This window comes from Bacteroides graminisolvens DSM 19988 = JCM 15093 (assembly GCF_000428125.1).
Classification (GTDB): Bacteria; Bacteroidota; Bacteroidia; order Bacteroidales; family Bacteroidaceae; genus Bacteroides; species Bacteroides graminisolvens.
Genome location: NZ_ATZI01000001.1, coordinates 419774 through 435070, shown reverse-complemented (window position 1 = coordinate 435070; position 15297 = coordinate 419774). Strand labels below are relative to the sequence as shown.

Sequence of the window (15297 nt, the reverse complement as noted above, 5' to 3'; positions counted from 1 at the left end):
CATTTTTTTTATAAATTGCGTGGCAAAAACATAAAACGGCATCATTATATGACCTTACCCAATGCTATACCCGAGTATAATTTCCACAAAACAAAGTATGGAGCAGAGCTACTTATTGATATTGTGGCGCTGAAGAATATCAAAAAATACCTGCCTCAAAAGCTTTTGCACCGGCTCACCTATTACGACATAACATTCATTACCGAAGGAGAAGGACATTTTTCTATTAACGAACAAGAATACCCAGTTAAGACCCGCGACGTGATTTTTACCCGCCCCGGAGATTACAGACAATGGGATGTAAAGGGAATTAAAGACGGGGTGGCACTGATATTCGAAGAAGAATTTCTGCTGACGTTTTTTAACGATATGAATTTTCTAAAGAATATTGCTTTCTTCAATGCGCAGGGAAATCGGGCATCGCTTTCACTCAACGAGGAAGAATATCTACTCATCTACCAGCTATTGGGGCAAATTAAAAAGGAAATCAGTAATTATCAACATAAAGACAAGCACCTACTCCGCGCTATTCTGTATCAGGTACTTAAATATCTGGACAGAATCTATTCTGAAAAAATACCTTGTCAGCCCAATCATATAGCAACAAGCTGTACAAACCGTTTCATGGAGCTATTATCCATAGAAGGCAGGGTACATCATTCAACTAGTTTCTATGCCAACAAACTGTGCATTACACCCAATTATCTCAACGAACGGGTTAAAAACGACACAGGCATTCCGGTTACCAAACACATTCAGCATGCTCTGCTGATTGAAGCAAAGAAGCTATTATTGTACACGGATCACAGCATTAACGAAATCGGCATGACACTTGGCTTCGAGGATACTTCTTACTTCATTCGTTTCTTCCGAAAACTGACAAAGAAAACACCTGGAGAGTTCCGTAGAAAAGAAAAACCATAAAAAGTACCATTTTTGCCATTATTATGTCAGTTATTTAAAATCTTCGGGACTGTATCTTTGTTGCATCACTAAAAAACGAAGTATTATGAATTTACGAAAGTTATTATTTTTATGTTTATTGCTACCTGCCGGAAACAAGATTGCAGCCGACAATAAACCTGTTGAAGAAACAATTATAGCACTCGAAAGAGCTGCTATGGATCGATGGGCAAAAGGAGATCCCGATGGATTCATTGAGTTATCTACCGATGATGTTGTGTACATAGATCCTTTCTTGGAACAAAAATTTGAAGGTATTGACCAATTAAAGGAGCTTTACGAGACCATCAGAGGCAAAGTTGAAATTGACCGATATGAGTTTATACGTCCGGTTGTGCAGGCCGCAGGCGGCTGTGCCGTTTTAACCTACAATTTCATTTCTTACTACAAGGAAGAGGTGCACAAATGGAATTGCACGGAAGTCTACCGTTTGGAGACTTCCGGCAAATGGAAAATCATTCACACACATTGGTCACTAGTAAAGCCCTTGAAATAGCACTTTACTAATTCTCGCCGCCTCCACCTTCGGAGCTACCGCCACCTTTCACGTCATCGTTATTGATGGTTCTTGCTGCTTTTTTCACGCTGGCTTTCAACTCGCCAATGCGGTAGCTCACACTGAACCCGTAACGCATGCGCGAATAGCTGCTGTTGGTATTTTGCAAAAAACTGGCCGAACTGATTGAATTGGAATAATCAGTGTATCTTTTAAGGAAGTTATAAGCAAATGCACTTAGCGTCAATCTTTTGTCAATAAAAGAACGATTCAAACTCAATCCGTAGTCGTAATAACTGCTGCCTCTTCCTTGAATGCTAATGTAAGGAGTAGAACCCATCAGGTTCAGACTTAAACGGATATCGAGTGGAAAAGTGTGCTGCGCGCCTCCGTATGCAAAAGCATACCAACCATTATTTTTCAGATTCTGAGAAGGGCTTCTGTAATCGGAATAATTGCCGCTGGCATTCACATAAATACGTGTTTTAGGTGAAGCATTCCAATTGATGTATGCACTCATGCCGGTAGTGCGACTCTTACCAATGTTAGCATAAGTTGAGTTCAGGATACCATCTTTTATGAAACTATAATTTTCTATGCTATTGTTGTTAAAGCTATGGCGTAGCGAAAGGTTTACACTGAGCTTAGCCGTAAAATTACTGTAAGACAGATTAAAAGCATGACTTTTCTCACTTTTCAACTCCGAATTACCATAGCTAATGGCACTCGGATTACTATCATCAACATACGGATTAAGGAAATAAATACTGGGGCGCCAAATGCGCATATTGTAACCGAGACTTAGATTTTGAGTCTGACCTATTTTTAAGCCCATACTAGCCGAAGGAACCCAATCACTCAAATAAGAATTAAAATCGCTCCCGGTACCTACTAGGTAATTCACTTCCTGACTGGTATACTCATAACGAAGTCCGGCTTTGGCCGACAATGTCTTGTATTTAAAGGAATAGCCCCCGTAAAGAGCCAGAATATTGTTTAAGTGCTCGTAATGACTGCTCTTTTTTTCGTTGTAAGTATAATTATCCGTTCCGCTCTGTGCCAGAGAAACGTTATTTTCACTCACATTATTACGTATAATGTACTTCGCACCGGTTTCAAGCGTATGTATCTTGCCTAAAGGCGTAGTATAGTCAGTCTGGAAAGTATGTTCTGTGGTATTGGTCTCTCCGTCCGAACGACGGTTTTCAAGCGCCAAACGCTGCTTCCACTCATCTGGTATCTCCATGTCCGAGTAGTAAGCATAAGAATCTGAACTCTCTGGTTCCGTATTAATTTTATAAGAAAAGGTCAGCATACGATCCTTCACAGAAAACATACGTTGGTAATCTATATTTCCGCGGATGGAATACCAAGAGCCGTCCGACTTATTTCTAGCTACATATTTATACACAGGCAATCCTGCATCCGTTGTCATTTGCGTAAAACCATCGCCTTTAGTATCATTACCACCTCCGTACAATCCAAAAGACATGGAAAGCAGGCGTAGTGTATCAATTTCATAGCTAGCTTCAAGATTACTGTATTGAAAACTGCCATCGTAGTCATTGGTATTATCGGTTGTGAGTCTTGTCTTTCCGGTATAATCTTCACGAAGAACAGAATTATAATTTTTAGGAGAATTATTAAGGCTGTAGTTATAATTTCCCGTCACGGTAAGTTTGTTCTTTTTCACCGTTCCGTATACACTACCTCCAACACCTGTATTTCGGGCACTCCCACTCAGTGTCACGGTATACCCTTCCACTCCACGGTTGTCTATGGTTACAATATTGAGGATACCTCCCACTCCTTCGGCATCATATTTTGCGCCCGGATTGGTAATAACTTCAATGTATTTGATGGAGTTCGCAGGCATGCTTTTCAACACCTCCTTCGGATTACTACTCATCATGGTATTGGGTTTGCCGTTTACGTGTATCTTAAAGTTGCTACTTCCGTTTACCTGAATGTTATCTTCTCCGTCAACCGTTACCAGAGGAACTTTTCGAAGCATTTCTATGACCGTATTCGTTTTGGAATCGGGGTCATCTTGTATGTTGTATTCAATTTTATCAATATCGACTTTCACCAGTGGCTTTTGCGCCACAACTTCTATTCCTTTTAGTTCGTTTGTAGCGTCGCTCACAAAGAGTGTTCCTAAATCGATGGTTTTCGACTCTTCAGTGAATGTAAATTCTTTCTGCACGGTTGCTTTCCCTACCGAACTGATTGTAAGAATGTAAGTAGATGGTTCTGATAGTTTTTCAGAGAATTTACCATTCAAATCGGTCACAGCCATCTTTACAGCCTTTTGAGGAGAGTTTTTTTTGGCAATCTTCAAGGTTGCATACGGCTCGGCTTCTTTAGTGATGGAATCCAGCAGTAGACCTTTGACTATAAAAAGAGGATTTTTGGGTGCTTGCGCCCGTGAAACAGATGATACAAGAAGTATCAGCAATAGTAAGAAAGTCTTGTTTTTCATAAGTATCTTTTTTATTTTAACAATGCGCAAAAGTACATGATAACCAACACCTTACAACAGTTTGCTCGTTAATTAAACGAAACTTATTCCTTTTTAATGTTAAATAAGCAGATTTTATATCTTACCAGATAAAGTAAAAAATAACTAGCAGTAGGAGATTGATGCTTATTACAGTTCCGAAACCTCCCAGAATTCGGGGGATGAGGTCTTTGCGTGCACCCGAAAAGAAGATAGCATAACACATATTAACCACAATGTTACTGATAATCGCTTGCATGCTACAAGCCGCTATCACCAAAGTAGCCACCCCACCGGTGCCTTGCAATAAGTTCAAAATGAAGGGTGTAATGTCACTCAAGCCGGTAATAAACGAAAGAAGATTCAATCCGTCGGTTCCGGCGTAAAGCAAGGTATAATGAGTAAGCAACGTGAATACAACAAATAGAATAGCAAAGATCAACGCAACTTTAAATTCGAGGGGGTTGCTGCTACTCTCTTCTTCACTGGTTGGCTGGCCTGCTTTCTGGCGATGCTTGTCACGTGCATAAGTTAACCAGGCAGATGCTGCTGCCGCAACGGCCATTATAAGCAAATAGGGATATACAATGGAAAAAACATCTTTACTGAATATCAGGATAAGAATGAGGAAACGCAAAAACATCATGCTCACAGCCAGCAACATAGCCGCTACGTATTCGGATATTTCATTAAGTTGGGCGGTTCTGCTTTTGCGGGCCAGCACGGAAATGGTAGCTGTACTGCTATACAATCCTCCTATCACGCCTGATACCAATACGCCCGATTCGCGAAAAACATAACGGCGCAACAGGTAAGAAAGGTATGATATGCCCGACACAACTACTGTTGCTAACCAGATACTATAAGGGGTAAGATTCACTTCGGGAATGATATTCTCGTTGGGAAGCATGGGGAGTATAATACCACTGATGGCAAGGAACTTGGCCAAAGTGGCTATCTCGTCATTTTCCATCTGTTGTGCAATTTCCGTAAACGTGCGCTTCATTTCGGTAAAGAGCAACACGGTTACAACTACCATGACATAGAACCAAGACGGCTGGGTAGATACAATCGGTGCCAGGCAGTATGTAATCAGTGCAATGATAATGGTAGTAACTCCAAACACATGAAACTGGGCTTGCTTCACGTAGTAGTTGATACCCAGCAACAGCCCCAAAATAAGTCCGCCACCCATAAAAAGACGCATTTCGGCGGGATCTAATATATAAAGTAGGTACCCTAATATACCAATAAAGGTAAAGGTTCTGTCTGTTCCGAAAAGGGTAGTCTCCCCTTCACGTTTCAGACTGATTTTTCGTTGATTCAGTCCGATTAGAAGAGAAAAAAGGGTAACCAACACAAAGGTAACCAATTCTGCCGGGAAGTAGTTGTAGAGTTTCTCCATGAAGCGCGCTTAGATGTTAGTATGTTGATAACAGTTGTGAAGTGGTATTGTTCGAAACAAAACAATTCACCAACTTTTAAAGGGCTTTTTCATTAACTGTGAGTTATAATAACGAATATCTCCGGTGACTTCCTCTCCGATGAAATGGGGCTTTACAAACGATTCGTTTTCCTGGGACAATTCCACTTCGGCCATAACAAGTCCTTCATTATCACCATAGAATTCATCAATTTCAAAGACATGATCACCCGACTTAACGAGATAGCGTGTCTTATCAATCACACCGGGTTCACAAAGTGTCATTAGTTCACGGGCCTCATCAAGCGGAATTTCCTTCTCCCACTCATAACGACTCATTCCGGCAGTATCCGAAGCTCCTTTGATCGTTAAATAACCCTTTTCATCGCGAATACGCACGCGAACAGTGCGTCCACGCGCACTGCTGATATAGCCTTGAACAATGTGGCTGTGGGCGTATGCATACGACTTGTACTCTCCCTGAACCAAAAACTTACGTTCTATCTCTTGCGCCATATATCATTTCCTTTGAATGGTTCAATGCTTAGAAGTTCAACTGCATGCGAAGTCCCAGAATTCCGTAAGCATTTCCTCCTTTTCCGCTGTTTTCATCGACTTTTTCGCCGTCGTAAACCTTTTCACCGGAACTGTTGTAGCCCACTGCCGCGCTGTTAAAAGCATCAGCATATTTATCATTATCAACGTATGAGTAATTGAGTTGCAACTTCAGGTTACGGGTAGCGTAATAGTTTAATCCCAGAGTCAGCCCGTTGGCCGAGCCTCCTTTTACCTGAGTTCCGTTCAGGTCGATACGGTCAAAACGAGCAGCTAGTTCCAAATCGCCCCAACTTTTGCCGGGCGTAGGTTGCGTAAACGCTCCTCTGGAAGTACTGTATTTCTGTTGTCCCCCAAAGAGCAGGTAGCCTGCTTGTATATAAAAGCCGTTGAATTTCTCCGTACTCAAATCGCCACTACGATGGGTATGGTTCAGAATATACTCGCCTTGCATGCGAAACTGTCTATGGAATGCCGCCAGTTCTAAACCTGCCAGCAAATCATTGTCAACATTCGTAATAGGTGCAGTGTCTAAAAACTTAATCTTATTAATGTATGATAATGAAGTAGTGCTATAACGAACTGTGTTGGGCATTAGTGAACCCACTGTTGTTTTCGGGGTGCGATACGAGAGCGCACCGCCCAAATGAAATCCTCTGGTCTTGTCTTGGGAAAGGGGCATCCATACGGCACGCGCCGTATATGATATGCCTTCGTCCTGGCCTGCTTTATTATTGGTTTCGGAATAGTCTTTTTCTTTGCTACCGTTTATTCTTCTAAAGTAAACTCCGGCCGCTGTCATAAATGAGCCTGACCTCCACTCTCCTTGCACTCCCATGTGATATTCGGGGGCGAAGGCAGATACCACATTCGCCTTCTCCATAAACATCAAATCGCCCGATGAGGTCATGGCTGACATAGCAAAGCTTTCCTTAAAATTGCCGGCTTTGACACTGAGGCTATGTGGCAGGTCGTATTTCACAAAACAATCTTTCAGCGAAAAGCTGCCATCGGTAAAGTCAACTTCCATCTTGCCGGAAAGGTGATCACCAAAAGTTGCGGTAGCTCCCAGTCGCACTCTACGAAAGCCCACCCCGTTGCCCAAAGGCTGGTAGTCCTCACCCACAAAAACAGCGCCATCGGCCTGTATCCGTCCACCAAATGACAATTTGAACTTTTCATCGGCCGACTGTACCGATAAGGATTTACTAATTAAAGAATTTTCGGGCTCAGCCGACTGTAGTTTCATGGCAGCAGCCAGCATAAGTAATGTGGAAAAAGCAATAAACTGTTTTTTCATTGTAAATGTTGTTATAAAAATCTTCATACTGACAAGCGTTTGTAGTTTCATGCAAGCTTGTCAGCATGAAAACTAGCCGGTCAATCAGGCAAAAAATGAGAAGCTAACTAACAGGACAAGTGCTAAAATGAATAATGCCAGAAATAGCATCTTCAAAACGCGGTTGGCCTGCATCTCTTCTTGTTTGGTGTGCTTTAGTTTACGACTTCTGTTCATAGTGATGATTTATATTAAGTTCAACAAAACCAGCAAACTGTCTTTGCTTTGTTGTTCCAAATATACTAACTAATTTAGAAAAAGCAACACCTTAAAAAAGAAAACTTCCTACCGCCCAAACAGGCAGCAGGAAGTTTCGTTATTAGTTCTCTCCTTCCGAGGAAAACTCCATCAGATAGGCTTTGATAAAATCGTCAATCTTTCCGTCCATCACTCCGTTTACATCAGAGGTTTGGTAGTTTGTACGATGGTCTTTCACACGGCGGTCGTCAAAAACATAGCTCCGGATTTGCGATCCCCATTCAATTTTTTTCTTTCCAGCCTCAATCTTCCGTTGCTCAGCCAAGCGTTTTTGCAACTCTCTATCATATAGTTGTGAACGCAAAAGCCGCATGGCATTCTCACGGTTATCGAGTTGAGAACGAGTCTCTGTGTTTTCAATAAGAATTTCTTCTTCCTCACCCGTTTCAGGATCTTTGTATTTGTAACGCAAACGCACACCGGTTTCCACCTTGTTCACGTTCTGTCCACCAGCACCGCCTGATCGGAATAAATCCCAGGTAATAGCGGCTTGGTTTATCTGAACTTCAATGGTATCATCAACCAAAGGAGAAACAAATACGGATGCAAACGAAGTCATTCTTTTACCCTGAGCATTGTACGGAGAAACACGCACCAACCGATGAACTCCGTTTTCTCCTTTCAGATAACCGTAGGCATAATCGCCTTCTACCTGAATGGTGCAGGTTTTTATTCCGGCCTCATCTCCTTCTTGTAAGTTCGATATGCTGGCTTTGTAGCCATTACTTTCTGCCCAACGCAAGTACATACGCATCAGCATAGAAGCCCAATCCTGACTTTCAGTTCCACCTGCGCCCGAATTGATTTTAAGCACACAGCCCATCTGGTCAGCTTCTTCACGAAGCATATTTTTCAGTTCCAGATTCTCGATAGCCTCCAGAGCTTTGGCATAGGCCTGGTCTACTTCTTCTTCTGTTACCAGCTCGTCTTTATAAAAATCAAAAGATAACTCCAACTCATCACTCAGTGTTTTGACTTCCTGATAGCCGTCAATCCACTTTTGCAAACCTTTCACCAATTTCATCTGGGCTTCAGCTTTTTTCTGATCATCCCAAAATCCGGGAGCTTGAGTCCTGAGTTGTTCTTCTTCTACTTGTATTTTCTTGCCATCGACGTCAAAGGTACCTCCTCAGCGCATCAGTGCGCTCTTTCACGTCTTTAAGTTGCTCAATTGTAATCATAAATAAAATTTAATTGTTTATTCTCGCTGCAAATATAACTATTTTTTTAGCAGCATAAAAACAGCATTTCTATGAATTAATAAATATCTTTGTCGTAACAACTTAATTTACAATATATTTTATGAAGAAAAGTATCAAACTATTCTGCTTGCTGGTTGCACTATTGTGCTTTACCGGCTATAGTAGCGCCAATCAAAAAGATTATCGCTACGTGACTGTTCCAAATGACCCGATGAATGCGCGTATTTACACTCTCGATAACGGATTGAAGGTGTACATGACTGTATTCAAAGAGACACCACGTATCCAAACGTTTATTGCAGTCCGCGTAGGCGGAAAAAATGATCCGGCAGAAACGACCGGACTCGCTCATTATTTTGAGCACCTGATGTTTAAGGGTACCGAGAAATTTGGAACACAAAATTATGCCGCCGAGAAACCACTACTTGATGCCATAGAGCAACAATTTGAGGTGTATCGCAAAACGAAAGACGAAGCGCAGCGTAAAGCCATCTATCACACAATTGACAGCTTGTCATACGAGGCTTCAAAATACGCTATACCCAATGAGTACGACAAACTAATGGCGGCTATCGGAGCAAATGGGACCAATGCATATACCGGTTTTGATATGACGGTTTACACTGAAGACATACCTTCCAATCAAATTGAAAACTGGGCTAAGATACAAGCCGATCGTTTCGAAAACAATGTAATACGCGGTTTCCACACTGAGTTAGAAACGGTTTACGAAGAGAAAAACATGTCGCTCACCCGCGATCCGAGAAAAGTATACGAGGCCGTTTTGGCTTCTTTATTCCCTCACCACCCGTATGGGACGCAAACTGTTTTAGGTACACAAGAGGATTTGAAGAACCCATCCATCACTAACATAAAGAATTACAAAAAAACTTGGTATGTACCTAACAATATAGCAATCTGTCTGTCGGGCGACTTTGATCCGGACAAGATGATTGTCACCATTGATAAGTATTTCGGGCACATGACGCCTAACATGAGCTTACCCAAGCTGAATTTAGCTAAGGAAGAGGCGCTAACCGCTCCGGTTGTCAAAGAGATACTAGGTCCGGATGCTGAAAATATCACGCTGGCATGGCGTTTCCCCGGAGCTGCCAGCAAGGAATACGAAACGTTACAGATTGTTTCTCAGATATTATACAATGACAAAGCCGGATTGATTGACCTGAACATTAATCAGCAACAAAAGGCCTTGTCGGCTTATTGCTATCCGCTCGACATGGCCGATTATAGCGTGCTTTTAATGCAGGGTCGTCCTAAACAGGGACAAACACTCGATGAGGTGAAAGGCTTGCTGCTAGAGGAAATTAAAAAGTTGCGTGCCGGTGACTTCGATGAAAAAATGCTCGAAGCTAACATCAACAATTTCAAGCTGGGCTTAATGCAACAGCTCGAGAAAAATGAATCACGTGCTCAAATGTTTGTTAATTCATTTATCAACGGTAGTAATTGGGCTGATGAAGTGACTGCTTTAGAACGCATGTCAAAACTTACTAAGTCTGAAATTGTTGCTTTTGCCAATAAGTACTTGAACGAGAATAATTGCGCTGTCATTTACAAGAAACGCGGACAGGATCCGAATGAAAAGAAAATGTCGAAACCTGCCATCACACCGATAGTAATGAATCGCGATGCCGTAAGCCCCTTCTTGAAAGAGATACAAGAAAGTAAAGTAGAACCAATGAGCCCGGTCTTCTTAAACTTCACAACGGATTTAAAACAGTTGAAAGCTAAAACGGGTATTCCTGTACTATACAAACAAAACACAAGCAATGATCTTTTCCAATTGCTCTACTTGTTTGACATGGGCAATAACAATGATAAGGCTCTAGGTATTGCATTCCAATACATGTCTTACTTGGGCACTCCGGATATGACAGCGGAGCAGATAAAAAGTGAGTTTTATCGTTTAGCTTGTACATTCAGAGTTATGCCGGGCAACGAACGTACGTATGTTGTACTATCAGGTCTGAATGAGAACCTACCTGAGGCTATGGCTCTTTTTGAAAAGTTAATGGCCAACGCACAAGTAAACAAGGATACTTACAAAAACCTGAGTGCAGACATCATCAAAGCCCGTAAAGATGCCAAATTAAACCAAGCGCAAAACTTCAACCGATTGGTAAATTATGGTATTTGGGGAGCTAAATCACCTGCTACTAATCTGCTTTCAGAGGCAGAATTGTTAGCCATGGATCCGCAAGAGCTCATTAACAGAATACACCAACAAAACAGTTACGAGCATCGTATTTTGTATTACGGACCAAGTGGCGAAAAAGAATTGCTTGCTACCATCAACAAGCTTCACAATACTCCCCGAAAATTGACAAAAATTGTACCCAACGATCAGTTTCAGATGGAATTGACCAATCAGACCAAGGTGTTTATTGCTCCTTATGAGGCTAAACAGATATACATGAGCCAGATTTCAAACAGAGGAGAGAAGTTTGACCCAAGTATGGAACCGGTATTGAACCTTTATAACGAATATTTCGGTGGAGGTATGAATTCCATTGTTTTCCAAGAAATGCGCGAAAGCAGGGGACTTGCTTATTCTGCCAACGCTAGGATCATACAACCCTCGTACTTAAAGTATCCTTATATGTTCCGTACTCAGATTGCAACTCAGAATGACAAGATGATTGACGCAATCAAGGTATTTAACGATATTATCAACGAAATGCCTGAGTCGGAAGCGGCATTTAAATTGGCAAAAGACGGACTGATAGCTCGTTTAAGAACTGAACGTATTATTAAGGACGAAGTATTGTGGTCTTTTATTGCTGCGCAAGACCTTGGCGTGAAAGAAGACAGTCGCATTAAATTGTATAATGACGTGCAGACTATGACACTAAAAGACATAGTTAATTTCCAGAATAAATGGATCAAGAATCGCACCTATACTTACTGTATTCTTGGCGATGAGAAAGAGCTTGATTTGGAGAAACTGAAAGAAGTAGGACCCATCATCAGACTGACCCCGGAAGATATATTCGGTTATTAATCAGTATGTAACTTCATAAAAATAAAAAACGGCTGTTTCATTTAGCAGCCGTTTTTTTATTTCTATTATTCTTCGTACATTTTATCTATCTGTTCTTTATAATTTCGGGAGATAACTGCCCTGCGAAGTTTAAGCGTATTGGTCAATTCTCCGCGCTCCATGCTGAATGGTTCCGGCAACAAAGTAAAGCGTTTAATTTGTTCGTAGTGTGCAAACAGCTGCTGCAAAGTATCAATACGACCTTTGAACAAGTTAATTATTTCGGGCTTTTCAAGCAAGTCGGCCCGACTTTGATAAGCAATGCCTTTTTGTTTGGCATACTCCTCTACAAAACCGTACACGGGAACAATGAGAGCCGATACAAATTTGCGTTGATCGGCAACAATGGCTATTTGATCAATATAGCGATCAACAACAAGTTTCGTTTCCAATGCCTGAGGGGCTATGTACTTACCGTTAGATGTCTTAAACAAATCTTTCAAGCGTTCGGTAAGATACAATTGGCCATCTTTGAAATAGCCGGCATCGCCCGTATGAAACCAACCTTCGGCGTCAATTGCAGCGGCCGTGGCTTCACTTTTCTTATAATATCCTTTCGTGATGGTCTTACCACGAAGAAGAATTTCGTTCTCGTCGCCAATTTTCACTTCTAATCCAGGCATCACATCCCCCACGGAACCTATCTCGTAACCGGTTTTCCATGTACAAGATACAGTGGCAGTCGACTCGGTCAATCCATAGCCGGTAAGCATATCAATCCCAACCGAATGTACAAACTCGCATATTTCATCCGAGATAGCAGCACCGGCTGTAGGAAAGAAATTACCATTTTCTATTCCAATGGTTTTTTTCAGCAACAAATAGATGGTTTTCTCGTAGAATTTATATTTCATCTGAACAAGTAAAGGAGGAGTCTTACCTACTCGTAGATAGTCTACATTGTGAATTTTACCTATTTTAATCGCATCAAGCATCAAAGATTTCTTCAAACCAGTTGTTTCAGCTATTTTTTCTTGTACTCCTGCATATACTTTCTCCCAAAAACGAGGAACACTGCACATTAATGTGGGACGAATCTCTTTGATGGTAGTCTGTATGTCTGCCGGACGAAGGTTCACACAAATCTGCACACCTTTATGTATGCACAAGTAGCACCAGGCTTTTTCAAAAATATGAGTTAACGGAAGAAAGTTCATCGAGATGTCCTGATCAGTCATTGTCTTCAGGCGCTCATCATGGGTGCGAAATACCTCCATGTAACAAGAATGATGAATCATCACTCCTTTAGGTTCTCCCGTTGTACCGGATGTATAAAGAATATTAGCCAAGTCATCTTCAGAGGCTCGCTTCGTACGTTCTTCCACCGTATCATAATGAGTTAGCCCTTCTCCTGTCTGAATAAATTCATCGAAATAGACAGAGGCAATATCTCTGGGGTCTTTCACCACTGATCGGTCAAATATAACTATCTTCTGCAACGAAGGACACAATGAAAGGATGCTGAAAGCCACATCATATTGAAGCTGTTCTCCAACAAAAAGGAAACGAATTTCGGCATCATTTACAATGTATTGTGCCTGAGAAGACGAACTGGTTGCATAAAGTGGAACGGTAACAGCTCTATTTGCAAACGCTCCGAAGTCAACATAAAAACATTCAGGTTTGTTTTGAGAAAAGATAGCAACATTTTCTTCCTCTCTAATACCCAACGCTACAAAAGCATCGGCTGTTTTCTTGATGATATCCGAGAAGTTGCTCCAACTAACAGATACCCATTGTGCCGTATCGTAATCACGATATTTCAAGGCTATTTTTTCTCCGTACTTTTCTGCTTGATGATGAACCAGAGCAGACAGATGATGATTAGTCATACCTTTTCTCTTTTAAAATTGAGACACAAAGGTATAGTTTAATTTGGAATTAAATGTTAATACTACAATACATTTAATTATCTTTGCAACAAAACAAGTAACAATGACAACAGATTACGCAACCATGACAGCAGAAGCTGTAAGCTTCTTGAAGTCTATAATCAGCATTCCCGCTATTAGCAGAGAAGAAAATCAAGTAGCCGATTTTGTGCAAAAATATATAGAAGAAGTTGGCATGCAAACTGGTCGTAAAGGCAACAATGTTTGGTGTTTAAGCCCTATGTTCAAAATAGAAAAGCCCACTTTATTGCTCAATTCTCATATTGATACGGTTAAACCGGTAAACGGATGGAGAAAAGATCCTTTCACCCCCCGCGAGGAAAATGGGAAATTATACGGTTTGGGGAGTAATGACGCAGGAGCAAGTGTGGCAACATTACTACAGGTGTTTCTGGATCTTTGCCGTAAAGAGCAACCCTATAATCTGATTTTCTTGGCATCCTGTGAAGAGGAAATCTCTGGAAAAGATGGCATTGAAAGCATATTACCGGCTCTGCCTCCTATTTCTTTAGCTATTGTAGGAGAACCAACGGAGATGCATCCGGCTATAGCCGAGAAAGGTTTGATGGTAATTGATGTAACGGCAAAAGGCAAAGCCGGACATGCCGCCCGCAATGAGGGAGACAATGCCATATACAAGGTATTGAATGACATAGCTTGGTTTCGTGACTTCCACTTTCCCCAAGAATCACCTCTGCTAGGTCCGGTCAAAATGAGTGTGACACAAATTAATGCAGGGACACAACACAACGTCATACCCGATCTATGTACATTCGTCGTCGATGTAAGGAGTAATGAACTTTATTCAAATGAGGAAATATTCAGGATTATTGAGAGGAGTATTTCTTGTGAAGCTAAAGCGCGCTCTTTCAGGTTAAATTCTTCGCGTATTGACATGGCGCACCCTTTCATTCAAAGAGCCATCCAACTCCGCAGAGTTCCTTTTGGTTCTCCAACGTTATCTGACCAAGCATTAATGAATTTCCCATCGGTAAAAATGGGACCGGGTAAATCATCTCGTTCGCATACTGCTGATGAATATATCATGATAAAAGAAATGGAAGAAGCCATAGAGATATACCATCGGCTACTCGATGGCTTCCGCCTATAACATTTATCGGTTCAGCCACGGTTCAGGATTAAGTTTCTCCTTTTCACGCCTTAACTGGAAGTGCAAAACCGTGCGACCGCTATCACTCATATCAGAAAAGACTTGTCCGATGCTCTGTTTGGTACTCACATTATCGCCTTGCTTAACAGAAGCTGACGACAAGTTGCAATATACCGAAATGTAATTGCCGTGACGAATTAGAACATTAAACAGTCCGTTCAGCTGGAATACCGCGGCTACCTTGCCATCAAAGATGGCACGAGCTTGCGCCCCAGGCCTCCCTTGAATATCAATACCTTTGTTATCAAGCTTCACATTCCGCAATCCCTCAACAGCATATTCGCCATAATGACTCGTGATGATGTATGATCCAGAAATAGGCATCGGCAAACGTCCTCTGTTATTTGCAAAATTGCCTGACAACTCTCTATCTTCGCGACTCATGGAATAAGATTCCATGGGTTTCTCCGCAGCACGTTTACGACTTGAACTAGATT

Annotated in this window: 10 protein-coding genes and 1 pseudogene; 4 read left to right on the top strand and 7 right to left on the bottom strand. The window is 41.5% G+C overall.

What is annotated here, in order from left to right:
* Positions 1-48 precede the first annotated feature (48 nt).
* Together C511_RS0101780 and C511_RS0101775 are read left to right on the top strand one after the other, a co-directional pair.
* On the top strand, positions 49-924 hold the full coding sequence (locus C511_RS0101780; RefSeq protein WP_024995362.1) for a helix-turn-helix transcriptional regulator: 876 nt from the start codon (positions 49-51) through the stop codon (positions 922-924).
* A gap of 85 nt (positions 925-1009) precedes the next feature.
* Positions 1010-1459 carry a YybH family protein gene (locus tag C511_RS0101775; RefSeq protein ID WP_024995363.1) on the top strand — a complete coding sequence of 150 codons (450 nt, stop codon included), beginning with the start codon at positions 1010-1012 and terminating at the stop codon, positions 1457-1459.
* 7 nt (positions 1460-1466) lie between these two features.
* On the opposite strand, the gene C511_RS0101770 is transcribed toward C511_RS0101775, so the two are convergent.
* The 5 genes from C511_RS0101770 to prfB all read right to left on the bottom strand — a co-directional run bounded on the left by C511_RS0101770 (position 1467) and on the right by prfB (position 8715).
* Complete coding sequence (locus C511_RS0101770; protein ID WP_024995364.1) at positions 1467-3941, bottom strand: outer membrane beta-barrel family protein; 2475 nt, start codon at positions 3939-3941, stop codon at positions 1467-1469.
* 121 nt (positions 3942-4062) lie between these two features.
* Positions 4063-5364, bottom strand: a complete 1302-nt coding sequence (locus tag C511_RS0101765) for an MgtC/SapB family protein (RefSeq protein WP_024995365.1) — start codon at positions 5362-5364, stop codon at positions 4063-4065.
* Between the two features lie 66 nt (positions 5365-5430).
* Positions 5431-5898, bottom strand: coding sequence for a CYTH domain-containing protein (locus C511_RS0101760; RefSeq protein WP_024995366.1), 468 nt, complete (start codon positions 5896-5898; stop codon positions 5431-5433).
* Between the two features lie 28 nt (positions 5899-5926).
* A complete protein-coding gene (locus C511_RS0101755) occupies positions 5927-7237 on the bottom strand; it encodes an OprO/OprP family phosphate-selective porin (protein WP_024995367.1) in 1311 nt (436 codons plus the stop codon).
* 358 nt (positions 7238-7595) lie between these two features.
* Positions 7596-8715, bottom strand: a protein-coding gene (gene prfB / locus C511_RS0101745) for a peptide chain release factor 2 (protein ID WP_154657445.1) whose coding sequence is annotated in 2 segments (ribosomal slippage) — positions 7596-8651 and positions 8653-8715 — 1119 coding nt in all. Because the reading frame shifts where the segments join, the coding sequence is not laid out codon by codon here.
* A 121-nt stretch (positions 8716-8836) separates the two neighbouring features.
* On the opposite strand from prfB, the gene C511_RS0101740 reads away from it, so the two are divergent.
* On the top strand, positions 8837-11758 hold the full coding sequence (locus tag C511_RS0101740; RefSeq protein WP_024995370.1) for a M16 family metallopeptidase: 2922 nt from the start codon (positions 8837-8839) through the stop codon (positions 11756-11758).
* 65 nt (positions 11759-11823) lie between these two features.
* On the opposite strand, the gene C511_RS0101735 is transcribed toward C511_RS0101740, so the two are convergent.
* Positions 11824-13629, bottom strand: a complete 1806-nt coding sequence (locus tag C511_RS0101735) for an AMP-dependent synthetase/ligase (RefSeq protein WP_024995371.1) — start codon at positions 13627-13629, stop codon at positions 11824-11826.
* Positions 13630-13732: 103 nt separating this feature from the next.
* Here C511_RS0101735 and C511_RS0101730 point away from each other — a divergent pair, with 103 nt between their 5' ends.
* A complete protein-coding gene (locus tag C511_RS0101730) occupies positions 13733-14800 on the top strand; it encodes a M20 family metallo-hydrolase (protein WP_027317695.1) in 1068 nt (355 codons plus the stop codon).
* Between the two features lie 3 nt (positions 14801-14803).
* On the opposite strand, the pseudogene C511_RS18510 reads toward C511_RS0101730, so the two are convergent.
* A pseudogene (locus C511_RS18510) lies at positions 14804-15274 on the bottom strand (murein hydrolase activator EnvC family protein); the annotation flags it as partial.
* Positions 15275-15297: the final 23 nt, after the last annotated feature.

Coding starts and splice junctions, on each gene's coding strand:
- C511_RS0101770 (WP_024995364.1), bottom strand. CDS start 3,941: ATGAAAAACAAGACTTTCTTACTATTGCTGATACTTCTTGTATCATCT.
- C511_RS0101735 (WP_024995371.1), bottom strand. CDS start 13,629: ATGACTAATCATCATCTGTCTGCTCTGGTTCATCATCAAGCAGAAAAG.
- C511_RS0101755 (WP_024995367.1), bottom strand. CDS start 7,237: ATGAAAAAACAGTTTATTGCTTTTTCCACATTACTTATGCTGGCTGCT.
- C511_RS0101730 (WP_027317695.1), top strand. CDS start 13,733: ATGACAACAGATTACGCAACCATGACAGCAGAAGCTGTAAGCTTCTTG.
- C511_RS0101760 (WP_024995366.1), bottom strand. CDS start 5,898: ATGGCGCAAGAGATAGAACGTAAGTTTTTGGTTCAGGGAGAGTACAAG.
- C511_RS0101780 (WP_024995362.1), top strand. CDS start 49: ATGACCTTACCCAATGCTATACCCGAGTATAATTTCCACAAAACAAAG.
- C511_RS0101765 (WP_024995365.1), bottom strand. CDS start 5,364: ATGGAGAAACTCTACAACTACTTCCCGGCAGAATTGGTTACCTTTGTG.
- C511_RS0101740 (WP_024995370.1), top strand. CDS start 8,837: ATGAAGAAAAGTATCAAACTATTCTGCTTGCTGGTTGCACTATTGTGC.
- C511_RS0101775 (WP_024995363.1), top strand. CDS start 1,010: ATGAATTTACGAAAGTTATTATTTTTATGTTTATTGCTACCTGCCGGA.